Origin of the sequence: Pseudomonas sp. B21-021 (genome assembly GCF_024749205.1) — a bacterium.
Lineage (GTDB): Bacteria > Pseudomonadota > Gammaproteobacteria > Pseudomonadales > Pseudomonadaceae > Aquipseudomonas > Aquipseudomonas paraglycinae.
Genome location: NZ_CP087192.1, coordinates 6,472,283 through 6,494,068, shown reverse-complemented (window position 1 = coordinate 6,494,068; position 21,786 = coordinate 6,472,283). Strand labels below are relative to the sequence as shown.

At 57.7% G+C, this 21,786-nt stretch carries 22 protein-coding genes; all 22 read left to right on the top strand.

The genetic code is table 11. The features are described from left to right. Positions 1–568: 568 nt before the first annotated feature. The 22 genes from rpmH (at position 569) to LOY31_RS29265 (ending at position 21,777) form a co-directional block, all read left to right on the top strand. Positions 569–703, top strand: a complete 135-nt coding sequence (rpmH, locus tag LOY31_RS29370; RefSeq protein ID WP_003213577.1) for a 50S ribosomal protein L34 — start codon at positions 569–571, stop codon at positions 701–703. A 16-nt stretch (positions 704–719) separates the two neighbouring features. Beyond that, complete coding sequence (rnpA, locus tag LOY31_RS29365; protein ID WP_011336726.1) at positions 720–1,121, top strand: ribonuclease P protein component; 402 nt, start codon at positions 720–722, stop codon at positions 1,119–1,121. After that, positions 1,114–1,359 (top strand): membrane protein insertion efficiency factor YidD, encoded by a 246-nt coding sequence (gene yidD, locus LOY31_RS29360; RefSeq protein ID WP_010465488.1) that lies wholly within the window; start codon positions 1,114–1,116, stop codon positions 1,357–1,359. The genes rnpA and yidD overlap by 8 nt, the downstream gene beginning before the upstream one ends. A gap of 2 nt (positions 1,360–1,361) precedes the next feature. Continuing rightward, positions 1,362–3,044 (top strand): membrane protein insertase YidC, encoded by a 1,683-nt coding sequence (yidC, locus tag LOY31_RS29355; protein ID WP_074689782.1) that lies wholly within the window; start codon positions 1,362–1,364, stop codon positions 3,042–3,044. Between the two features lie 81 nt (positions 3,045–3,125). Then, positions 3,126–4,496 carry a tRNA uridine-5-carboxymethylaminomethyl(34) synthesis GTPase MnmE gene (gene mnmE / locus LOY31_RS29350; protein ID WP_085606314.1) on the top strand — a complete coding sequence of 457 codons (1,371 nt, stop codon included), beginning with the start codon at positions 3,126–3,128 and terminating at the stop codon, positions 4,494–4,496. A gap of 551 nt (positions 4,497–5,047) precedes the next feature. Beyond that, positions 5,048–6,946: a tRNA uridine-5-carboxymethylaminomethyl(34) synthesis enzyme MnmG gene (mnmG, locus tag LOY31_RS29345; RefSeq protein WP_007954140.1), complete on the top strand. Its 1,899-nt coding sequence runs from the start codon at positions 5,048–5,050 to the stop codon at positions 6,944–6,946. Continuing rightward, positions 6,943–7,587: a 16S rRNA (guanine(527)-N(7))-methyltransferase RsmG gene (rsmG, locus tag LOY31_RS29340; protein ID WP_007911906.1), complete on the top strand. Its 645-nt coding sequence runs from the start codon at positions 6,943–6,945 to the stop codon at positions 7,585–7,587. Before mnmG ends, rsmG begins: the two co-directional genes overlap by 4 nt. A gap of 18 nt (positions 7,588–7,605) precedes the next feature. Next, positions 7,606–8,403 (top strand): ParA family protein, encoded by a 798-nt coding sequence (locus LOY31_RS29335; RefSeq protein ID WP_007954142.1) that lies wholly within the window; start codon positions 7,606–7,608, stop codon positions 8,401–8,403. Between the two features lie 9 nt (positions 8,404–8,412). Continuing rightward, positions 8,413–9,285, top strand: a complete 873-nt coding sequence (locus tag LOY31_RS29330; protein ID WP_064600630.1) for a ParB/RepB/Spo0J family partition protein — start codon at positions 8,413–8,415, stop codon at positions 9,283–9,285. A 148-nt stretch (positions 9,286–9,433) separates the two neighbouring features. Beyond that, positions 9,434–9,841 carry a F0F1 ATP synthase subunit I gene (locus LOY31_RS29325; protein ID WP_003229783.1) on the top strand — a complete coding sequence of 136 codons (408 nt, stop codon included), beginning with the start codon at positions 9,434–9,436 and terminating at the stop codon, positions 9,839–9,841. Between the two features lie 16 nt (positions 9,842–9,857). Next, complete coding sequence (gene atpB, locus LOY31_RS29320; RefSeq protein WP_007954148.1) at positions 9,858–10,727, top strand: F0F1 ATP synthase subunit A; 870 nt, start codon at positions 9,858–9,860, stop codon at positions 10,725–10,727. A gap of 134 nt (positions 10,728–10,861) precedes the next feature. Then, positions 10,862–11,119 carry a F0F1 ATP synthase subunit C gene (gene atpE / locus LOY31_RS29315; RefSeq protein ID WP_003097235.1) on the top strand — a complete coding sequence of 86 codons (258 nt, stop codon included), beginning with the start codon at positions 10,862–10,864 and terminating at the stop codon, positions 11,117–11,119. 58 nt (positions 11,120–11,177) lie between these two features. Further along, the gene (locus LOY31_RS29310; RefSeq protein ID WP_007954149.1) at positions 11,178–11,648 is read left to right on the top strand and encodes a F0F1 ATP synthase subunit B; all 471 of its coding nucleotides are present in this window, start codon (positions 11,178–11,180) and stop codon (positions 11,646–11,648) included. 12 nt (positions 11,649–11,660) lie between these two features. Further along, on the top strand, positions 11,661–12,197 hold the full coding sequence (locus LOY31_RS29305) for a F0F1 ATP synthase subunit delta (protein ID WP_007911956.1): 537 nt from the start codon (positions 11,661–11,663) through the stop codon (positions 12,195–12,197). Positions 12,198–12,218: 21 nt separating this feature from the next. Continuing rightward, positions 12,219–13,763, top strand: coding sequence for a F0F1 ATP synthase subunit alpha (gene atpA, locus LOY31_RS29300; RefSeq protein WP_085606310.1), 1,545 nt, complete (start codon positions 12,219–12,221; stop codon positions 13,761–13,763). Positions 13,764–13,813: 50 nt separating this feature from the next. Beyond that, positions 13,814–14,674 carry a F0F1 ATP synthase subunit gamma gene (gene atpG, locus LOY31_RS29295; protein ID WP_007954161.1) on the top strand — a complete coding sequence of 287 codons (861 nt, stop codon included), beginning with the start codon at positions 13,814–13,816 and terminating at the stop codon, positions 14,672–14,674. A gap of 27 nt (positions 14,675–14,701) precedes the next feature. Next, positions 14,702–16,078 (top strand): F0F1 ATP synthase subunit beta, encoded by a 1,377-nt coding sequence (gene atpD, locus LOY31_RS29290; protein WP_007954162.1) that lies wholly within the window; start codon positions 14,702–14,704, stop codon positions 16,076–16,078. A gap of 45 nt (positions 16,079–16,123) precedes the next feature. Beyond that, positions 16,124–16,549, top strand: coding sequence for a F0F1 ATP synthase subunit epsilon (locus tag LOY31_RS29285; RefSeq protein ID WP_007954164.1), 426 nt, complete (start codon positions 16,124–16,126; stop codon positions 16,547–16,549). A 118-nt stretch (positions 16,550–16,667) separates the two neighbouring features. Further along, positions 16,668–18,035, top strand: coding sequence for a bifunctional UDP-N-acetylglucosamine diphosphorylase/glucosamine-1-phosphate N-acetyltransferase GlmU (gene glmU / locus LOY31_RS29280; protein WP_007954165.1), 1,368 nt, complete (start codon positions 16,668–16,670; stop codon positions 18,033–18,035). A 130-nt stretch (positions 18,036–18,165) separates the two neighbouring features. Next, complete coding sequence (locus tag LOY31_RS29275; RefSeq protein ID WP_007954166.1) at positions 18,166–18,942, top strand: DeoR/GlpR family DNA-binding transcription regulator; 777 nt, start codon at positions 18,166–18,168, stop codon at positions 18,940–18,942. A 2-nt stretch (positions 18,943–18,944) separates the two neighbouring features. Continuing rightward, positions 18,945–20,777: a glutamine--fructose-6-phosphate transaminase (isomerizing) gene (gene glmS, locus LOY31_RS29270; RefSeq protein ID WP_221534993.1), complete on the top strand. Its 1,833-nt coding sequence runs from the start codon at positions 18,945–18,947 to the stop codon at positions 20,775–20,777. 73 nt (positions 20,778–20,850) lie between these two features. Beyond that, complete coding sequence (locus LOY31_RS29265; protein ID WP_258712676.1) at positions 20,851–21,777, top strand: LysR family transcriptional regulator; 927 nt, start codon at positions 20,851–20,853, stop codon at positions 21,775–21,777. Positions 21,778–21,786 lie beyond the last annotated feature (9 nt).

The following is a 21,786-nucleotide window of genomic DNA, read 5'->3' as shown; positions in this document are numbered from 1 at the left end:
GGATATCCCCTAAGTTGAAAGCCGGTGAGGCAAAAACAAGCGGCCATTGTAGCGGCCAGTCGTCCACTTATCCACATGCAGGTTGCCCGGTGGACATGATTTATCAATGCGTTAAACGCGAAAAAGGCGACCGACGGTGTGTGTATAAGCTCTGTGGATAACCCTATCTGAGCACACTGGACAACTGGGGGCGAAAGTCGGTGGATAACCAGCCTGTGGATAACCACCTATTCCACACACAGGTTATCCGACAGTGCAGCACAGGCTGAACACGGTTTTCCACTGTAGTTGTCATTCTCTGTACATCGCTTGAAACAAGGTCTTGAGCCAGTTATCCACAGCGAACCGTGCACCTAGCTTTTACAAGCTTTACAGAAAAGCTTTAAATAATTCCCTTCTTTATTTTTATCTTTGGCAAACCGGGTAATCAGGTCCTGTCAGCTCCGAAGATCTATTTATAAGGAAACGTTGGTTGGAAATTGACCTATTGGCTTGCTTTCTCTAGAATCCCCGGTCTCTTAAAACGGGGGCCATTCCGGCCCGTTGTGGACGAACCAGGTAACACGACATGAAACGTACTTTCCAACCAAGCACTATCAAACGCGCTCGTACCCACGGTTTCCGTGCTCGCATGGCTACCAAGAACGGTCGTGCCGTACTGTCGCGTCGTCGCGCCAAAGGCCGCGCACGTCTGGCAGTTTGATAATCCGGCACTGGAGGTGAGTCAGGACTTCAGTCGGGAAAAGCGTCTGCTTACTCCCCGGCATTTCAAGGCAGTCTTTGACTCCCCTACCGGCAAGGTTCCGGGGAAAAATCTCCTGCTCCTTGCGCGCAACAACGATCTCGATCACCCCCGTCTCGGGCTGGTTATCGGGAAAAAGAGCGTCAAGCTCTCCGTCGAGCGCAATCGCCTCAAACGTCTTATGCGCGAATCGTTTCGCCTGCACCAGGATTCACTGGTCGGCTGGGACATCGTTATCGTCGCGCGCAAAGGTTTGGGTGACGTAGAAAACCCCGAATTGATTCAGCATTTCGGCAAACTCTGGAAACGTCTGGCACGCAACAAGCCGGTACCAGCAGTCAAAACCGAAACTGTAGGGGTAGACAGTCCAGATGCGTAAACTGGCACTCGTTCCGATCCAGTTTTATCGCTACGCCATTAGTCCCCTGATGGCCAGTCACTGTCGTTTCTACCCCAGTTGTTCTTGCTACGCGTATGAAGCCATCGAAAATCATGGCCTTCTGCGCGGTGGCTGGCTGACCTTTCGTCGTTTAGGTCGCTGTCATCCGTGGAATCCCGGTGGTTATGACCCGGTTCCACCTATCCCTACCTCCCGTTCTTCTTCGATGGCCGAGTAATCATGGATATCAAACGCACGATCCTGATCGTCGCCCTGGCAATCGTGTCCTACGTCATGGTCCTTAAATGGAACCAGGACTATGGCCAGGCTGCCCTGCCGACTCAGAATGTTGCTTCCAGTACGACTACATCCGGTTTGCCGGACACCGCCACTGGCAATAATGCTGCTGCCAGTGACGATATTCCGCGCGCCGCAAGCGATACCAGCGCACCTGCCGAAACGCCGGTCGCTGTCAGCAAGGATCTGATCCAGATCAAGACCGACGTGCTCGATCTCGCGATCGATCCACAAGGTGGCGATGTTGCCCAGCTGACCTTGCCGCTGTATCCACGTCGTCAGGATCGTCCGGACGTTCCGTTCCAGCTGTTCGACAACGGTGGCGAACGTACTTATCTGGCACAGAGCGGTCTGATTGGCACCAACGGTCCGGATGCAAACCCGGCCGGTCGTCCGATCTACTCCTCGGAGAAGAAGACTTATCAACTGGCTGACGGTCAGGACCAACTGGTCGTCGACCTGAAATTCAGCAAGGACGGCGTCAATTACATCAAACGTTTCACTCTGAAACGTGGCCTGTATGACGTGACCGTGACCTATCTGATCGACAACCAGAGCGCTCAGCCTTGGTCCGGTTCGATGTTTGCCCAGCTGAAGCGCGATGCAAGCGCCGATCCTTCGTCCACAACTGCTACCGGTACCGCGACTTACCTGGGCGCCGCCCTGTGGACAAGTTCCGAGCCGTACAAGAAAGTGTCCATGAAGGACATGGACAAAGCTCAGCTCAAGGAGACCGTCACTGGTGGCTGGGTAGCCTGGCTGCAACACTACTTCGTGACTGCATGGGTTGCTCCGAAGGGCGAAAACAACATCGTCCAGACCCGTAAAGACAGCAAAGGCAACTACATCATCGGTTACACCGGTCCTTCGTTGACCGCTGCACCGGGTGCGAAAGTCGAGACCAGCGCTGTTCTTTACGCCGGTCCGAAAAGCCAGGCTGTGCTGAAAGAGTTGTCCCCAGGTCTGGAACTGACTGTCGACTACGGCATTCTGTGGTTCATTGCCCAGCCAATCTTCTGGCTGCTGCAACATATCCACAGCATCGTCGGCAACTGGGGCTGGTCGATCATCTTCCTGACCATGCTGATCAAAGGGATCTTCTTCCCTCTGTCGGCCGCCAGCTACAAGTCGATGGCCCGCATGCGCGCCGTGGCTCCGAAACTGGCTGCACTGAAAGAGCAACATGGCGATGACCGGCAGAAAATGTCGCAAGCCATGATGGAGCTGTACAAGAAAGAGAAGATCAATCCGCTGGGTGGCTGCTTGCCGATCCTGGTGCAGATGCCGGTTTTCCTTTCCCTGTACTGGGTTCTGCTGGAAAGCGTGGAAATGCGCCAGGCGCCGTTCATGCTGTGGATTACCGACCTGTCGATCAAGGATCCGTTCTTCATCCTGCCGATCATCATGGGCGCGACCATGTTCATCCAGCAGCGTCTGAACCCTACACCTCCGGATCCGATGCAGGCCAAGGTGATGAAAATGATGCCAATCATCTTCACCTTCTTCTTCCTGTGGTTCCCGGCAGGTCTGGTGCTGTACTGGGTTGTGAACAACTGCCTGTCGATTGCCCAACAGTGGTACATCACGCGTAAGATCGAAGCGGCGACGAAAAAAGCCGAGGCGTAACTTACTCTGTGGATAACACCACTCAAAACGCCCCCTAGTGGGGCGTTTTGCTATCTGCCATTTTTGTCTGGATACCGGTTTATGAGCGCACCTCGTGAAACCATCGCAGCTGTCGCTACCGCCCAGGGCCGTGGCGGCGTGGGCATCGTTCGAATTTCCGGGCCGCTGGCCAGCGTTGCGGCCAAAGCCATCAGCGGCCGTGAACTGAAACCAAGGTTTGCCCACTACGGCCCGTTCTTCAGTGACGATCAACAGGTGCTGGATGAAGGTCTGGCTCTGTATTTCCCCGGACCGAACTCGTTCACCGGCGAAGATGTACTGGAACTGCAGGGCCACGGTGGCCCGATCGTCCTCGACATGTTGCTCAAGCGTTGTCTGGAACTGGGTTGCCGTCTGGCCCGTCCCGGTGAGTTCAGCGAAAGAGCGTTCCTCAATGACAAACTCGATCTGGCGCAGGCCGAGGCCATCGCCGACCTGATCGAAGCCAGTTCCGCACAGGCCGCGCGCAATGCCCTGCGTTCATTGCAGGGTGCATTTTCCCAACGCGTGCACAACCTTACCGAACAGTTGATCGGCCTGCGGATCTATGTAGAAGCGGCTATCGACTTCCCGGAAGAAGAAATCGACTTCCTCGCTGATGGCCATGTCCTGAGCATGCTCGACAAGGTTCGTAACGAGTTATCCACCGTATTGCGCGAAGCCGGGCAGGGTGCGTTGCTGCGTGACGGCATGACCGTGGTGATTGCCGGTCGTCCGAATGCCGGCAAATCCAGCCTGCTCAACGCACTGGCCGGTCGTGAAGCCGCGATCGTGACCGAAATAGCCGGCACCACTCGGGACATCCTGCGCGAACATATCCACATCGACGGCATGCCGCTGCACGTTGTGGACACCGCCGGTCTGCGTGATACCGATGACCATGTGGAAAAGATCGGCGTTGAACGAGCGTTGAAAGCCATCGGCGAGGCTGACCGAGTGCTGCTGGTCGTCGATGCCACTGCGCCAGAGGCCGCCGATCCATTCGCCCTGTGGCCGGAATTCCTTGAAACCCGGCCAGATCCGGCGAAGGTCACCCTGATTCGTAACAAGGCTGATCTCACCGGTGAACCTATTGCCCTGGAAGTCAGTGACGATGGCCACGTGACGATCAGCCTGAGCGCCAAGTCTGCCGGTGAAGGTCTGGACCTGCTACGTGATCACCTCAAAGCCTGCATGGGCTACGAACAAACATCGGAAAGCAGCTTCAGCGCACGCCGCCGGCACCTCGAAGCCCTGCGTCATGCCAGTGATGCCCTGGAACATGGACGTGCCCAACTGACCTTGGCGGGTGCTGGTGAGCTGTTGGCCGAAGACCTGCGTCAGGCCCAGCAGTCTCTCGGGGAAATCACCGGCGCCTTCAGTTCAGATGATTTGCTGGGACGAATCTTTTCCAGCTTCTGCATCGGTAAATAACCCTTCCGTTGTCCACAGACAGGTCCGTTCGCGACCTGTCTGTCCCCCCTTCTAGTATTTCCTTCCTCCAGTGCCGGACAGATTCCTGTTCCTGAGCGGATTTTCCGTGTCCGCGATTCCTTCATTCACCTGATTTCTGTGGATTAAGCCCTGTGAATAACTGCCGCTGAGGGCAGTTGATAACAGGGCCTGAAAACTGAACATAACTGCCGCTGTGGATAACCACCTCATTCATCCACAGGCTTACACCGGTTATCCAAGGGCCTCATGGCGACATGGCCACAGGGTTTTGAATCTCTGTACACATCGAAAATAAAGGCCTGTAGAAATCTATCCACAGAAATCATGGGCAGTAAGAATAAGCTTTAAAACAAAGGTTTTATAAATTTCTCTCTTTTTTATTCTTTTAACCGCGAGTTCTCCACAGCTGGTTAAATTTTGTGCAAAGGGTTCTTTAGGAAGGGCGAAGTCCCTATACTTGCCGACCAGGTCCAGAAACCTGATCTCAAACTATTCCTGAATTACCTACTTAAGCAGGCACGAGGTGCGTGGTGGATTTCCCTTCCCGTTTTGAAGTGATCGTCATCGGCGGCGGTCATGCCGGTACCGAGGCAGCACTGGCCTCAGCACGCATGGGTGCAAAAACCCTTCTGCTGACGCACAACGTGGAAACCCTCGGTGCCATGAGTTGCAACCCGGCTATCGGTGGCATCGGCAAAAGCCATCTGGTCAAGGAAATCGACGCCCTCGGCGGCGCGATGGCCATGGCCACCGATCTGGGCGGTATCCAGTTTCGCGTGTTGAACAGCCGCAAAGGCCCGGCCGTACGGGCGACCCGTGCGCAAGCCGACCGGATTTTGTACAAAGCCGCTGTCCGCGAAATTCTGGAAAACCAGCCGAACCTGTGGATATTTCAACAAGCTGCTGACGACCTGATCGTCGAGCAGGAACAAGTACGTGGTGTCGTCACACAAATGGGTCTGCGTTTCTTCGCGGATTCCGTGGTGTTGACCACCGGTACGTTCCTCGGCGGACTTATCCACATCGGGTTGCAGAATTTTTCCGGCGGTCGTGCCGGTGACCCACCGTCGATCGCCCTGGCGCATCGTCTGCGTGAACTGCCGTTGCGTGTCGGTCGCCTGAAAACCGGTACGCCACCGCGTATCGACGGCAAGTCTGTGGATTTCTCGGTGATGACCGAGCAGCCAGGCGATACGCCGATCCCGGTGATGTCGTTCATGGGCAACAAGGAACAACATCCACGGCAAGTCAGTTGCTGGATTACTCATACCAACGCCCGCACCCACGAAATCATTGCCGCGAACCTCGACCGTTCGCCGATGTATTCCGCTGCTGGTGAAATCGAAGGCATCGGCCCGCGTTATTGCCCGTCGATCGAAGACAAGATCCACCGCTTTGCCGACAAGGAAAGCCATCAGGTGTTCATCGAGCCGGAAGGCCTGACCACCCATGAGCTGTATCCGAACGGGATATCCACAAGCCTGCCGTTCGATGTGCAGTTGCAGATCGTGCAATCGATCCGCGGCATGGAAAACGCGCACATCGTGCGTCCGGGTTATGCGATCGAGTACGACTACTTCGATCCGCGCGACCTGAAGTACAGCCTGGAAACCAAAGTCATCGGCGGTCTGTTCTTCGCTGGTCAGATTAACGGCACCACCGGTTACGAAGAAGCCGGCGCCCAGGGTTTGCTGGCTGGCGCGAACGCTGCACTGCGTGCGAAAGGCAAAGAAGCCTGGTGCCCGCGTCGCGATGAAGCGTACATCGGGGTATTGGTCGACGATCTGATCACCCTCGGTACTCAAGAGCCGTACCGCATGTTCACTTCCCGTGCCGAGTACCGCCTGATCCTGCGTGAGGACAACGCCGACCTGCGTCTGACCGAAAAAGGTCGCGAGCTGGGTCTGGTCGATGACGCGCGCTGGGCGGCGTTCTGCAAGAAACGCGAAAGCATCGAACTCGAAGAGCAGCGCCTGAAAAGCACCTGGGTTCGCCCGGGCACTCCGCAGGGCGATGCGATTGCCGAGAAATTCGGCACGCCGCTGACTCACGAATACAACCTGCTCAATCTCTTGAGCCGTCCGGAAATCGACTACGCTGGTCTGGTCGAAGTGACCGGGCAGGGCGCCGAAGATCCACAGGTCGCCGAACAGGTCGAGATCAAGACCAAATACGCCGGTTACATCGACCGTCAACAGGACGAAATCGCCCGTCTGCGTGCAAGCGAAGACACGAAACTGCCTGTGGATATCGATTACACCAACATTTCCGGTCTCTCCAAGGAGATCCAGAGCAAGCTTGGCGCGACTCGTCCCGAGACGCTGGGCCAGGCTTCGCGGATCCCGGGTGTGACCCCGGCAGCGATTTCGCTGTTGATGATTCATTTGAAAAAACGCGGCGCGGGCCGTCAGTTGGAGCAAAGCGCTTGAGTTCTAAGGTCACTTCGCAACACGCCGAAGAGTTATCCACAGGAGCCCGCGAGCTCGGTGTCAATCTCACTGAAACCCAGCACGAATTGCTGCTGGGTTATCTGGCCCTGTTGATCAAATGGAACCAGGCCTACAACCTGACCGCCGTTCGCGATCCGGACGAAATGGTTTCCCGTCACTTGCTCGATAGCCTCAGCGTGATGTCGTTCATCGAAAACGGCCGCTGGCTGGATGTCGGCAGCGGCGGCGGCATGCCGGGGATCCCTCTGGCGATCCTGTATCCGGACTCGCAAGTGACCTGTCTGGACAGCAACGGCAAGAAAACCCGCTTCCTGACCCAGGTCAAACTCGAACTCAAACTGGATAACCTGCAAGTTATCCACAGTCGCGTCGAAGCATTCCAGCCTGCACAGCCGTTCAACGGGATCATTTCCCGGGCGTTCAGCAGCATGGAGAACTTCACCAACTGGACTCGCCACCTCGGCGACGCCGATACGCGCTGGCTGGCAATGAAGGGCGTCCATCCGGCCGATGAGCTGGTAGCATTGCCGGCAGACTTCAAACTCGATAGCGAACACGCCCTGGCCGTACCCGGTTGCCAAGGCCAACGCCATCTGCTGATACTGCGCCGCACGGCATGATTGGGAACACAAGCAAGAATGGCTAAGGTATTCGCGATAGCGAACCAGAAGGGTGGTGTGGGCAAGACCACCACCTGCATCAACCTCGCAGCATCCCTGGTCGCGACCAAGCGCCGGGTGCTGTTGATCGATCTCGATCCACAGGGCAACGCCACCATGGGTAGCGGTGTGGATAAACATGGCCTGGAAAACTCGGTCTACGACCTGCTGATCGGCGAATGCGATCTGGCTCAGGCCATGCACTACTCTGAACACGGCGGTTATCAACTGCTGCCGGCCAACCGCGACCTGACGGCGGCCGAAGTGGTGCTGCTGGAAATGCAGATGAAGGAAAGCCGTCTGCGCAGTGCGCTGGCGCCGATCCGTGAAAACTACGATTACATTCTGATCGACTGCCCGCCGTCGCTGTCGATGCTCACATTGAACGCACTGGTCGCCGCTGACGGGGTCATTATCCCCATGCAGTGCGAGTACTTTGCGCTCGAAGGTCTGAGCGACCTTGTGGATAACATCAAGCGCATCGCCGAGCTGTTGAACCCGAACCTGAAAGTTGAAGGCCTGTTGCGGACCATGTACGACCCGCGCCTGAGTCTGATGAACGACGTTTCGGCCCAGCTCAAGGAACACTTCGGCGATCAGCTGTACGACACGGTGATCCCGCGCAATATCCGTCTGGCTGAAGCCCCGAGCTACGGCATGCCGGCGCTCGCCTACGACAAGCAATCGCGTGGCGCGCTGGCTTATCTGGCCCTGGCCGGCGAGATGGTTCGCCGTCAGCGCAAAAATTCACGCATCGCCGCTGCCCAGCCAACTTAAGGAATCCCCATGGCCGTCAAGAAACGAGGTCTCGGACGAGGACTGGATGCGCTGCTGAGCGGTCCGACTGTCAGTTCGCTGGAAGAACAGGCAGCGCAGGCTGACAGCCGTGAGTTGCAGCACCTGCCGCTGGACCTCCTGCAGCGTGGCAAGTACCAGCCGCGCCGGGACATGGATCCGCAGGCGCTGGAAGAGCTGGCGCAGTCGATCAAGGCTCAGGGCGTGATGCAGCCGATCGTGGTTCGCCCGATTGGTGGTGGCCGTTTTGAAATCATCGCTGGCGAGCGCCGCTGGCGCGCCAGTCAGCAGGCCGGCCAGGAAACCATTCCTGCGATGGTCCGCGACGTGCCGGATGAAACCGCGATCGCCATTGCGCTGATCGAGAACATCCAGCGCGAAGATCTGAACCCTATCGAAGAAGCGGTGGCCCTGCAGCGCTTGCAGCAGGAATTCCAGCTCACCCAGCAACAGGTTGCCGAGGCTGTGGGTAAGTCCCGCGTCACCGTGGCCAACCTTTTGCGCCTGATTGCCCTGCCGGAAGTCATCAAGACCATGCTGTCCCACGGTGACCTGGAAATGGGTCATGCCCGTGCATTGCTCGGTCTGCCGGACAATCAGCAGGTGGAAGGGGCGCGACATGTTGTCGCACGCGGCCTCACCGTGCGCCAAACCGAGGCACTGGTTCGTCAGTGGTTGAGTGGCAAACCGGAGCCGGTCGAACCGTCCAAACCCGACCCGGATATCGCTCGTCTCGAGCAACGTCTGGCCGAGCGCCTAGGCTCTGCGGTGCAGATTCGCCACGGCAAGAAGGGAAAGGGTCAGTTGGTGATCGGTTACAACTCCCTCGACGAGCTTCAAGGTGTGCTCGCACACATCCGCTGAAACAATTGCTCTTGTAGCGCGCAGTCGGAAATCACTACCTGACAGTTGAATAGGGGCAGAACCGCCCCTATACTCTGCGCGCATTTTGTCGGCACAAATTATGCCAAGTTATTGAATTTCGGCAGCCGACCATTGGAGAGCAATAGTGATGGAAACCCGCAAGCCAAACCGCCTGCCGTTCCATCGCCTGGCGGTTTTTCCGGTGTTAATGGCTCAATTTGTCATTTTGCTCATTGCCGCTTTGGCGCTCTGGCAATGGCACGGAGTCGTTGCCGGATACTCGGGACTTTGCGGAGGCCTGATAGCCTTGCTGCCCAATGTTTATTTCGCTCACAAGGCATTTCGGTTTTCCGGCGCCCGAGCAGCCCAGTCCATCGTCCGGTCTTTCTATGCCGGCGAGGCAGGCAAACTGATTTTGACGGCAGTGCTGTTTGCACTGGTGTTCGCAGGTGTGAAGCCACTGGCGCCGATCGCTGTATTCGGCGCCTTCGTGCTGACTCAGTCGGTCAGCTGGTTCGCTCCCCTGCTGATGAGAACAAGACTTTCGAGACCTTAGGGCGTTTGAGGCAACCATGGCAGAAACAACCGCTTCGGGCTATATCCAGCACCACTTGCAGAACCTGACCTTCGGTCAGCTACCCAACGGCGGCTGGGGCTTTGCCCACACCGCAGCAGAAGCCAAGGAAATGGGCTTCTGGGCTTTCCACGTCGATACTCTCGGCTGGTCGGTCGCGCTGGGTCTGATCTTCGTTCTTCTTTTCCGCATGGCGGCCAAGAAGGCGACTTCCGGTCAGCCGGGTGCACTGCAGAACTTCGTTGAAGTCCTGGTCGAATTCGTCGATGGCAGCGTGAAAGACAGCTTCCATGGCCGTAGCCCGGTGATTGCACCGCTGGCACTGACCATCTTCGTCTGGGTGTTCCTGATGAACGCCGTCGACCTGGTACCGGTCGACTGGATTCCTCAGCTGGCCATCCTGATCTCCGGCGACCACCACATCCCGTTCCGCGCCGTGTCGACTACCGACCCGAACGCGACCCTGGGCATGGCGTTCTCGGTTTTCGCACTGATCATTTTCTATAGCATCAAGGTCAAGGGCCTCGGCGGCTTCATCGGCGAGCTGACCCTGCACCCGTTCGGCAGCAAGAACATCTTCGTTCAGGCCCTGCTGATCCCGGTGAACTTCCTGCTGGAATTCGTGACCCTGATCGCCAAACCGATCTCTCTGGCTCTGCGTCTGTTCGGCAACATGTATGCCGGCGAGCTGGTGTTCATCCTGATCGCTGTGATGTTCGGCAGCGGCCTGCTCTGGCTCAGCGGCCTGGGTGTTGTCCTGCAGTGGGCGTGGGCTGTGTTCCACATCCTGATCATCACCCTGCAGGCGTTCATCTTCATGATGCTGACCATCGTCTACCTGTCGATGGCGCACGAAGAAAACCATTAAGACCAGTCTCGACTAGTCTGATGTCCTTCCCGGTCAAACGGGAAGGGGCTCCTCACGGGGCACCATGAAACGATTTGTTTTACCGCTTTAATCTAAAAAACCTAAACCATACGACGTAAAAGTCGGGAGGAAAGATGGAAACTGTAGTTGGTCTAACCGCTATCGCTGTTGCACTGTTGATCGGCCTGGGCGCACTGGGTACCGCAATTGGTTTCGGCCTGCTGGGCGGCAAGTTCCTGGAAGGCGCAGCGCGTCAGCCAGAAATGGTTCCAATGCTGCAAGTTAAAATGTTCATCGTTGCCGGTCTGCTCGACGCCGTAACCATGATCGGTGTTGGTATCGCTCTGTTCTTCACCTTTGCGAACCCGTTCGTTGGTCAAATCGCTGGCTAATCATTCGGATTTTCCGAGTGATTTGGTGTGATGGACAACGTAACTGCGAGGTGTTGGCGTGAACATTAATGCGACCCTGATTGGCCAGTCCGTTGCGTTCCTGATTTTTGTACTGTTCTGCATGAAGTTCGTATGGCCTCCGGTCATCGCAGCTCTGCACGAACGTCAAAAGAAGATCGCTGATGGTCTGGACGCTGCCAGCCGTGCAGCTCGCGACCTGGAGTTGGCCCAAGAGAAAGCGGGTCAGCAACTGCGCGAAGCGAAAGCTCAGGCAGCTGAAATCATCGAGCAAGCCAAGAAACGCGGTAACCAGATTGTCGAAGAGGCCGTTGAAAAGGCCCGTGTCGACGCTGACCGTGTGAAGGTTCAGGCTCAAGCCGAGATCGAACAGGAACTGAACAGTGTCAAAGACAAGCTGCGCGCCCAAGTGGGCTTGCTGGCTGTCGGCGGCGCCGAGAAGATCCTGGGTGCCACAATCGATCAAAACGCGCACGCAGAGCTGGTTAACCAACTGGCTGCTGAAATCTAAGCGAGGGCGATCATGGCAGAACTGACCACGTTGGCCCGACCTTACGCTAAGGCGGCCTTCGAGCACGCTCAGGCCCACCAGCAACTGGCCAATTGGTCAGCCATGCTCGGCCTGGCTGCAGCGGTGTCACAAGATGACACCATGCAGCGCGTGCTCAAGGCCCCGCGACTGACGAGCGCAGAAAAGGCCGCCACGTTCATTGACGTGTGCGGCGACAAGTTTGATGCCAAGGCACAGAACTTCATCAATGTCGTTGCCGAAAACGACCGTCTCCCGCTTCTGCCGGAGATCGCCGCTCTTTTCGACCTGTACAAGGCCGAACAAGAGAAATCGGTAGACGTTGAAGTGACCAGTGCTTTTGCATTGAACCAAGAACAGCAAGACAAACTCGCCAAGGTTCTCAGTGCACGACTCAACCGGGAAGTGCGCCTGCAAGTTGCGGAGGATGCTGCCCTTATAGGTGGTGTCGTTATCCGCGCCGGCGACCTGGTTATCGATGGCTCGATTCGCGGCAAAATCGCGAAACTTGCCGAAGCATTGAAATCTTGAGTTTGAAGGGGCAGCAGAGCAATGCAGCAACTCAATCCTTCCGAAATAAGTGAAATTATCAAGGGCCGCATCGAAAAGCTCGATGTGACCTCCCAAGCCCGTAACGAAGGCACTGTCGTCAGCGTATCTGACGGTATCGTGCGGATTCACGGTCTGGCCGACGTCATGTACGGCGAGATGATCGAGTTTCCGGGCGGCGTCTACGGTATGGCCCTCAACCTGGAGCAAGACTCCGTAGGTGCCGTTGTACTGGGCGCATACACGACTCTGGCTGAAGGCATGAGCGCCAAGTGCACCGGCCGCATCCTCGAAGTTCCGGTTGGTAAGGAACTGCTGGGTCGCGTTGTCGACGCACTGGGTAACCCTGTTGACGGCAAAGGTCCACTGGGCAACACCGAGACCGACGCGGTCGAGAAAGTTGCTCCGGGCGTGATCTGGCGTAAGTCGGTAGACCAGCCTGTACAGACTGGCTACAAGGCTGTCGATGCCATGATCCCTGTCGGCCGTGGCCAGCGTGAGCTGATCATCGGTGATCGTCAGATCGGTAAAACCGCTCTGGCGATCGACGCGATCATCAACCAGAAAGACAGCGGCATTTTCTGCGTCTACGTGGCAATCGGTCAGAAGCAATCGACCATCGCCAACGTGGTTCGCAAGCTGGAAGAAAACGGTGCACTGGCTAACACCATCATCGTTGCAGCGAGCGCTTCGGAATCTGCAGCACTGCAATTCCTGGCTCCGTACTCCGGTTGCACCATGGGTGAATTCTTCCGCGACCGCGGTGAAGACGCGCTGATCGTTTATGACGATCTGTCCAAGCAAGCAGTGGCTTACCGCCAGATTTCCCTGCTGCTGCGCCGTCCACCAGGCCGTGAAGCTTACCCAGGCGACGTGTTCTATCTCCACTCCCGTCTGCTGGAGCGCGCATCCCGCGTTTCGGAAGAGTACGTAGAGAAGTTCACCAACGGCGCAGTGACCGGCAAAACCGGTTCCCTGACCGCACTGCCGATCATCGAAACCCAGGCTGGCGACGTTTCCGCGTTCGTTCCGACCAACGTGATTTCCATCACCGACGGTCAGATCTTCCTGGAATCGGCCATGTTCAACTCGGGCATCCGCCCTGCAGTGAACGCCGGTGTTTCGGTATCCCGTGTGGGTGGTGCCGCTCAGACCAAGATCATCAAGAAGCTGTCCGGTGGTATCCGTACCGCTCTGGCTCAGTACCGTGAACTGGCGGCATTCGCCCAGTTCGCTTCTGACCTGGACGAAGCGACCCGCAAGCAACTTGAGCATGGTCAGCGCGTTACCGAGCTGATGAAGCAGAAGCAATACGCACCGATGTCGATCGCTGACATGGCGCTGTCGCTGTATGCCGCTGAGCGTGGGTTCCTGACTGACATTGAAATCGCCAAGATCGGCAGCTTCGAACAAGCGCTGATTGCTTTCTTCAACCGCGATCACGCCGATTTGATGGCGAAGATCAACGTTAAAGGTGACTTCAATGACGAAATCGACGCTGGCCTGAAGGCTGGTATCGAGAAGTTCAAGGCCACCCAAACCTGGTAAGCCGCAGCGGGAGCCGCAAGGCTCCCGCTTGCTAACCTGATAGGTGTTACATGGCAGGCGCAAAAGAGATTCGCAGTAAGATTGCGAGCATCAAAAGCACGCAAAAAATTACCAGCGCCATGGAAAAAGTGGCGGTCAGCAAAATGCGCAAGGCACAAATGCGCATGGCTGCTAGCCGTCCTTATGCGGAGCGTATCCGCCAGGTAATTGGGCATCTGGCCAACGCCAACCCGGAATACCGCCACCCGTTCATGATCGATCGCGAAGTAAAGCGCGTCGGTTATGTCGTAGTGAGCAGTGACCGTGGTCTGTGCGGCGGCTTGAACACCAACCTGTTCAAGGCCCTGGTCAAGGACATGGCGGTAAACCGCGAAAACGGCGTCGAGATCGATCTGTGTGTCGTTGGTAGCAAGGGTGCGGCCTTTTTCCGCAACTTCGGCGGTAACGTCGTTGCAGCTATCAGCCACCTGGGTGAAGAGCCGTCGATCAATGATCTGATCGGCAGCGTCAAGGTGATGCTGGATGCCTACCTGGACGGCCGTATTGACCGCCTGTCCGTGGTATCCAACAAGTTCATCAACACCATGACGCAACAGCCTACCGTGGAGCAGTTGATTCCATTGGTGGCGACCCCGGATCAAGAACTCAAGCACCACTGGGACTACCTCTACGAACCTGACGCCAAAGAGCTGCTTGACGGCTTGATGGTGCGTTACGTGGAGTCGCAGGTGTACCAGGCGGTGGTCGAGAACAACGCGGCTGAGCAGGCTGCGCGGATGATCGCGATGAAGAACGCTACCGACAACGCCGGTGATTTGATCAGCGATTTGCAGCTGATCTACAACAAGGCGCGTCAGGCTGCGATCACCCAAGAGATCTCGGAAATCGTCGGCGGCGCTGCCGCGGTTTAACGGTTCAAATATTCAGAGGATCCAGCTATGAGTAGCGGACGTATCGTTCAAATCATCGGCGCCGTTATCGACGTGGAATTTCCACGCGACAGCGTACCGAGCATCTACGACGCCTTGAAGGTTCAAGGCGCCGAAACCACTCTGGAAGTTCAGCAGCAGCTGGGCGACGGCGTGGTTCGTACCATTGCGATGGGCTCCACCGAAGGCTTGAAGCGCGGTCTGGACGTCAACAACACTGGCGCAGCCATCTCCGTACCGGTCGGTAAAGCGACTCTGGGCCGGATCATGGACGTACTGGGCAACCCGATCGACGAAGCTGGCCCGATCGGCGAAGAAGAGCGCTGGGGTATCCACCGCGCCGCTCCTTCCTTCGCTGAACAAGCCGGTGGCAACGAGCTGCTGGAAACAGGCATCAAGGTTATCGACCTGGTTTGCCCGTTCGCCAAGGGCGGTAAAGTCGGTCTGTTCGGTGGTGCCGGTGTAGGCAAGACCGTAAACATGATGGAACTGATCCGTAACATCGCCATCGAGCACAGCGGTTATTCCGTGTTCGCCGGTGTGGGTGAGCGTACTCGTGAGGGTAACGACTTCTACCACGAGATGAAGGACTCCAACGTTCTCGACAAGGTAGCCCTGGTCTACGGTCAGATGAACGAGCCACCGGGAAACCGTCTGCGCGTAGCGCTGACCGGTCTGACCATGGCCGAGAAGTTCCGTGACGAAGGTAACGACGTTCTGCTGTTCGTCGACAACATCTATCGTTACACCCTGGCCGGTACCGAAGTATCCGCACTGCTGGGCCGTATGCCTTCGGCAGTAGGTTACCAGCCGACCCTGGCTGAAGAGATGGGCGTGCTGCAAGAGCGCATCACTTCGACCAAGCAAGGTTCGATTACTTCGATCCAGGCCGTATACGTACCAGCGGACGACTTGACTGACCCGTCGCCAGCGACCACGTTTGCTCACCTGGACGCCACCGTCGTTCTGTCCCGTGACATCGCTTCCCTGGGTATCTACCCGGCGGTAGACCCACTGGACTCGACTTCGCGTCAGCTGGACCCGAACGTGATCGGCAACGATCACTACGAGACCGCTCGTGGTGTTCAGTACGTGCTGCAGCGTTACAAAGAGCTGAAGGACATCATCGCGATCCTGGGTATGGACGAGCTGTCGGAAGCCGACAAGCAGTTGGTAAACCGTGCTCGTAAGATCCAGCGCTTCTTGTCGCAGCCGTTCTTCGTGGCTGAAGTCTTCACCGGTGCTTCGGGTAAATACGTTTCCCTGAAAGACACCATTGCTGGCTTCAAAGGCATCCTCAACGGTGACTACGACCACCTGCCAGAACAAGCGTTCTACATGGTCGGCGGCATCGAAGAAGCGATCGAGAAAGCCAAGAAACTGTAATCCAGGCGCCCGGCAACGGGCGCTAATTTAGGTTGAGGCAATCAGATGGCTATGACAGTCCATTGCGACATCGTCAGCGCGGAAGGAGAAATCTTTTCCGGCCTGGTCGAGATGGTGATTGCGCACGGTGCTCTGGGTGATCTTGGTATCGCTCTGGGCCACGCGCCGCTGATCACTAATCTGAAGCCAGGTCCGATCCGCCTGATCAAGCAAGGCGGGGAAGCCGAGGTGTTCTACATCTCCGGTGGTTTCCTCGAGGTTCAGCCGAACATGGTCAAGGTGCTTGCCGATACCGTGCAACGTGCCGCCGACCTGGATGAAGCTCAGGCTCAAGCAGCTCTCAAGGCTGCCGAAGCTGCTCTGCACGAGAAGAGCGCAGATTTCGACTACGGAGCTGCGTCCGCACGTCTGGCCGAGGCTGCAGCTCAGCTGCGCACCGTCCAGCAGATCCGCAAGAAGTTTGGCGGTTAATCCGTCAGCCACTTGTTGTGCGATTGATAAAAAAGGGTAGCCTCGGCTACCCTTTTTTCTTTTCAGAATTCCCGAAACCCGGTCGCAGTTGCTGACCACCCAGGATTGGTAGCCAGTCATGTCTCTTGAAATCGTTATCCTCGCGGCCGGTCAAGGCACCCGCATGCGTTCCGCGCTGCCAAAAGTGCTGCACCCGATTGCCGGCGACTCCATGCTCGGCCATGTTATCCACAGTGCCCGCCAACTTGATCCCCAGCGCATTCACGTCGTCATCGGCCATGGTGCCGATGTCGTGCGCGAACGTCTGGCCGCCGATGATCTCAATTTCGTATTGCAAGACAAGCAGTTGGGCACCGGTCATGCGACTGCCCAGGCTGTGCCGTTCATCACGGCCGATACCGTTCTGATTCTCTACGGTGACGTGCCGCTGATCGAAGTCGAGACCCTGCAGCGTCTGCTCAAGCACGTCGTGCCCGGCCAAATGGGATTGCTCACCGTCGAACTGGACGACCCGACCGGCTACGGCCGCATCGTGCGTGACGCCAGCGGCAAGGTCGCCGCGATCGTCGAGCACAAGGACGCCAGCGAAGCGCAACGTGCGATCACCGAGGGCAATACCGGCATTCTCGCCGTGCCTGCCAGCCATCTGGCTGACTGGATGAGTCGTCTGTCGAACAATAACGCCCAGGGTGAGTATTACCTGACTGACGTGATTGAAATGGCGGTCGGTGATGGCCTGGTAGTTGCGACCGAACAACCCCATGATCCGATGGAAGTGCAGGGCGCCAACGATCGCAAGCAACTGTCCGAACTGGAGCGCCACTATCAGTTGCGCGCTGGCCGTCGCCTGATGGCTCAGGGTGTGACTCTGCGCGATCCGGCCCGGTTTGATGTACGTGGCGAAGTGACCGTGGGTCGCGACGTGCTGATCGACATCAACGTAATTCTCGAAGGCAAAGTCGTCATCGAAGACGATGTAGTGATCGGCCCGAACTGCGTGATCAAGGACAGCACCCTGCGCAAAGGCGTGGTGGTCAAGGCCAACAGCCACATCGAAGGTGCGGTGTTGGGTGAAGGCAGCGATGCCGGCCCGTTTGCCCGTCTGCGTCCGGGCACTGTGCTGGAGGCCCGCGCCCATGTGGGTAACTTTGTCGAACTGAAAAACGCGCGCATGGGCGAGGGCGCCAAGGCTGGACACCTGACTTACCTGGGCGACGCCGAGATCGGTGCGCGAACCAACATCGGCGCCGGCACCATCACCTGCAACTACGACGGCGCCAACAAGTGGAAAACCGTGTTGGGAGAGGACGTGTTCATCGGCTCCAACAACTCGCTGGTGGCGCCTGTGGATATCTCCGCCGGTGCAACCACTGCAGCCGGGTCGACCATTACCCAGAATGTGGATAACGCCCAGTTGGCCGTTGGCCGTGCGCGGCAGAAGAACATCGATGGCTGGAAGCGACCGGAGAAGATCAAGAAGAGCTGAGTTATCCACAGTGCTCGAAGTATGAAAGAGACCGCCGCCGGCGGTCTTTTTTATTGGGCACAGCTTGACGATTTGCAGCTGATAGGTTTTGATTGCTTCCGTTATCTTTCGAATCGAAACTTAGTCAGCCATGTCGAAACGCAACACACCTCAGCGTCGTCACAATATTCTGGCTTTGCTCAATGAGCAGGGCGAAGTGAGTGTGGATGAACTGGCCAAGCGCTTCGAAACTTCGGAAGTTACGATTCGCAAGGATCTCGCTGCTCTGGAAAGTCATGGCTTGCTGCTACGTCGCTACGGCGGAGCCATCACCATGCCGCATGAGCTGGTGGCAGACACCAGCCTCAACGTTTCCAAATACAAACAGGCGATCGCCCGCGCTGCCGTCTCACGCATCCGCGAGCATGCCCGCATCATCATCGACAGCGGCAGCACCACTGCCGCCATGATCCCCGAGCTTGGCCAACAGCCGGGACTGGTGGTGATGACCAACTCCCTGCACGTGGCCAACGCCCTGAGCGAACTCGAACACGAGCCTGTGCTGCTGATGACTGGCGGCACCTGGGATCCGCATTCGGAATCCTTTCAGGGCCAGGTCGCCGAGCAGGTACTACGCTCTTACGACTTCGACCAGTTGTTTATCGGTGCCGATGGCATCGACCTGGTGCGTGGTACCACCACATTCAATGAATTGCTCGGCCTGAGCCGGGTGATGGCGGAAGTGGCGAGGGAAGTGATCGTCATGGTCGAGGCCGACAAGATCGGCCGCAAGATTCCCAACCTGGAGCTGCCATGGAGCAGCGTCCATACCCTAATTACCGATGATCGCCTGCCCCTTGAGGCACGCGCTCAGATTCAGGCTCGCGGTATCAACTTGATTTGCGCGACTGTCAGTCAGGAGAAATAAGCATGTGTGGAATTGTCGGCGCGGTAGCTGAACGTAACATCACCGCCATTCTGGTCGAAGGCCTCAAGCGCCTGGAATACCGGGGTTATGACAGTGCCGGTGTGGCGGTGTACACCAATGACGGCACGCTGGAACGCACCCGTCGTGTCGGCAAGGTCAGCGAACTCGACGCGGCGCTCGCCGAACATCCGCTGGTAGGCCGTCTCGGCATTGCCCACACCCGCTGGGCCACGCACGGTGCGCCGAGCGAACGCAATGCCCACCCGCATTTCTCCGGTGACGTTGCCGTCGTGCACAACGGCATCATCGAAAACCATGAGGCGCTGCGTGAACAACTCAAGGCGCTGGGCTACGTGTTCAGTTCCGATACCGACACTGAAGTCATCGCCCACCTGTTGACTGAAAAACTCAAGGCGTTGCCTGACCTGACCGACGCTCTGAAGGCAGCGGTCAAGGAACTGCATGGCGCCTACGGTCTGGCGGTTATCCACGCGCAACAGCCGGATCGCCTGGTTGCTGCTCGCAGCGGCAGCCCGCTGGTGATCGGTCTGGGCCTGGGCGAAAACTTCCTCGCTTCCGACCAACTGGCCCTGCGTCAGGTCACCGACCGTTTCATGTACCTGGAAGAGGGCGATATCGCCGAAATCCAGCGCGACAAGGTGCAGATCTGGGACGTGACCGGCAAAGCCGTCGAGCGCCAGACCGTCCAGTACACCGATGGCGCCGAAGCCGCCGACAAAGGCGAGTTCCGTCACTACATGCTCAAGGAAATCCACGAGCAGCCGTCCGTGGTGCAGCGCACCCTGGAAGGTCGATTGAGTTCGGATCAGGTGCTGGTGCAGGCGTTTGGCCCGCAAGCGGCCGAACTGTTCGCCAAAGTGCGCAACGTGCAGATCGTGGCGTGCGGCACCAGCTACCATGCCGGCATGGTTGCCCGTTACTGGCTCGAAGAGCTGGCCGGCATTCCTTGCCAGGTCGAAGTCGCCAGCGAGTTCCGCTACCGCAAGGTGGTGGTGCAGCCGGACACCCTGTTCGTGACCATCTCCCAGTCCGGTGAAACCGCCGACACCCTGGCCGCCCTGCGCAACGCCAAGGAGTTGGGTTTCCTGGGAAGCCTGGCGATCTGCAACGTCGGCATCAGTTCGCTGGTACGCGAATCCGACCTGACTCTGCTGACCCAGGCCGGTCGTGAAATCGGCGTGGCTTCGACCAAAGCTTTCACTACGCAACTGGTCGGTCTGCTGCTACTGACTCTGTCCCTGGGCCAGGTGCGCGGCACTCTGGCCGATGGCGTCGAAGCCACACTGGTCGAAGAACTGCGTCGTCTGCCAACCCGTCTGGGCGAAGCGCTGGCCATGGACAGCACAGTCGAAAAAATCGCAGAGCTGTTCGCCGAGAAGAACCACACGCTGTTCCTGGGCCGTGGCGCGCAATTCCCGGTGGCGATGGAAGGGGCGTTGAAGCTCAAGGAAATCTCGTACATCCACGCCGAAGCCTACCCGGCTGGCGAACTGAAACACGGCCCGCTTGCGCTTGTGGATAACGACATGCCGGTCGTGACCGTGGCTCCGAACAACGAACTGCTGGAGAAGCTCAAGTCCAACCTGCAGGAAGTCCGTGCACGTGGCGGCGAGTTGATCGTATTCGCTGACGAGAAGGCCGGTATGACCAACGGCGAAGGTACCCACGTGGTGCAGATGCCGCACATCCACGACATCCTGTCGCCGATCCTCTACACCATTCCGCTGCAACTGCTGTCGTACTACGTTGCTGTGCTCAAGGGCACTGACGTTGACCAGCCGCGTAACCTGGCGAAGTCGGTGACGGTGGAATAAGTTATCCACAGTTGAATCACCCCCATAAAATCGCAGCTCCGGCTGCGATTTTTTTATCCGGATCGAGGGCACCATGGATCGCTTCCAGGAAATGCAGGTTTTCGCCATCGTCGCCCAGGAGCAGGGCTTCTCCGCTGCGGCGCGGCGTCTGGGTTTGTCGGCGGCCAGTGTGACCCGGGCGGTGGCGGCGCTGGAGCAGCGGATCGGTACGCAGTTGTTGATCCGTACCACCCGCAGCGTGCATTTGAGTGAAGCGGGTCTGCGTTATCTGGAAGACTGTCGGAGAATTCTCGCCGAGGTGCAGGAAGCGGAGGACTCCGCTGCCGGCAGTCATACCCAGCCCCGTGGGCAGTTGACGGTGACGGCGCCGGTGTTATTCGGCGAACAGTTTGTCACGCCGGTGATGGCGCGGTATCTGACGCAATACCCGGACGTTTCCATCAATGCCCTGTTGCTCGACCGGGTGGTGAACATGGTCGAGGAGGGCGTCGACGTCGCGGTGCGCATTGGCGAGTTGCCGGACAGCAATCAGCATGCGATCAGGGTCGGTGAGGTGCGGCGGGTGATTTGCGGCTCGCCGGAATTCTTTGCGGTCCATGGCCGGCCAACTCACCCACAGGCCTTGGCCGGGGCGCCGGTGGTGGCGACATCGGCCATCGGCCAGCAGCGCAGTTGGCCATTCATGGAACACGGTGAACTGATTGGCGTAAAACCGGAGCCGCGTCTGGTGGTTACCGCTAATCAGGCTGCGATCACGGCGGCGTCGCTGGGCCTGGGGCTGACCCGGGTGCTGTCTTATCAGGTGGCCAGCAAGGTGGCTTGCGGTGAACTGGAAATCGTCCTCGCCGAATTCGAACTGCCTGCGCTGCCGATCCACGTGGTGTATCAGGGCGGGCGCAAGGCGCCGGCGCGGGTGCGCAGTTTTGTCGACTTCATGGTGAACGCATTGCGTGAACACCCAGCGTTGAAAAATGCGGCTTTATTTCATCCAATGAAATAATGGATTGCG

What these genes read in the sequence shown, in the direction of transcription:
- rpmH (WP_003213577.1), top strand. Translation starts at nt 569, where the DNA reads ATGAAACGTACTTTCCAACCAAGCACTATCAAACGCGCTCGTACCCAC.
- yidD (WP_010465488.1), top strand. Translation starts at nt 1,114, where the DNA reads ATGCGTAAACTGGCACTCGTTCCGATCCAGTTTTATCGCTACGCCATT.
- yidC (WP_074689782.1), top strand. Translation starts at nt 1,362, where the DNA reads ATGGATATCAAACGCACGATCCTGATCGTCGCCCTGGCAATCGTGTCC.
- mnmE (WP_085606314.1), top strand. Translation starts at nt 3,126, where the DNA reads ATGAGCGCACCTCGTGAAACCATCGCAGCTGTCGCTACCGCCCAGGGC.
- LOY31_RS29335 (WP_007954142.1), top strand. Translation starts at nt 7,606, where the DNA reads ATGGCTAAGGTATTCGCGATAGCGAACCAGAAGGGTGGTGTGGGCAAG.
- LOY31_RS29330 (WP_064600630.1), top strand. Translation starts at nt 8,413, where the DNA reads ATGGCCGTCAAGAAACGAGGTCTCGGACGAGGACTGGATGCGCTGCTG.
- LOY31_RS29325 (WP_003229783.1), top strand. Translation starts at nt 9,434, where the DNA reads ATGGAAACCCGCAAGCCAAACCGCCTGCCGTTCCATCGCCTGGCGGTT.
- atpB (WP_007954148.1), top strand. Translation starts at nt 9,858, where the DNA reads ATGGCAGAAACAACCGCTTCGGGCTATATCCAGCACCACTTGCAGAAC.
- atpE (WP_003097235.1), top strand. Translation starts at nt 10,862, where the DNA reads ATGGAAACTGTAGTTGGTCTAACCGCTATCGCTGTTGCACTGTTGATC.
- LOY31_RS29305 (WP_007911956.1), top strand. Translation starts at nt 11,661, where the DNA reads ATGGCAGAACTGACCACGTTGGCCCGACCTTACGCTAAGGCGGCCTTC.
- atpA (WP_085606310.1), top strand. Translation starts at nt 12,219, where the DNA reads ATGCAGCAACTCAATCCTTCCGAAATAAGTGAAATTATCAAGGGCCGC.
- atpG (WP_007954161.1), top strand. Translation starts at nt 13,814, where the DNA reads ATGGCAGGCGCAAAAGAGATTCGCAGTAAGATTGCGAGCATCAAAAGC.
- atpD (WP_007954162.1), top strand. Translation starts at nt 14,702, where the DNA reads ATGAGTAGCGGACGTATCGTTCAAATCATCGGCGCCGTTATCGACGTG.
- LOY31_RS29285 (WP_007954164.1), top strand. Translation starts at nt 16,124, where the DNA reads ATGGCTATGACAGTCCATTGCGACATCGTCAGCGCGGAAGGAGAAATC.
- glmU (WP_007954165.1), top strand. Translation starts at nt 16,668, where the DNA reads ATGTCTCTTGAAATCGTTATCCTCGCGGCCGGTCAAGGCACCCGCATG.
- LOY31_RS29275 (WP_007954166.1), top strand. Translation starts at nt 18,166, where the DNA reads ATGTCGAAACGCAACACACCTCAGCGTCGTCACAATATTCTGGCTTTG.
- glmS (WP_221534993.1), top strand. Translation starts at nt 18,945, where the DNA reads ATGTGTGGAATTGTCGGCGCGGTAGCTGAACGTAACATCACCGCCATT.
- LOY31_RS29265 (WP_258712676.1), top strand. Translation starts at nt 20,851, where the DNA reads ATGGATCGCTTCCAGGAAATGCAGGTTTTCGCCATCGTCGCCCAGGAG.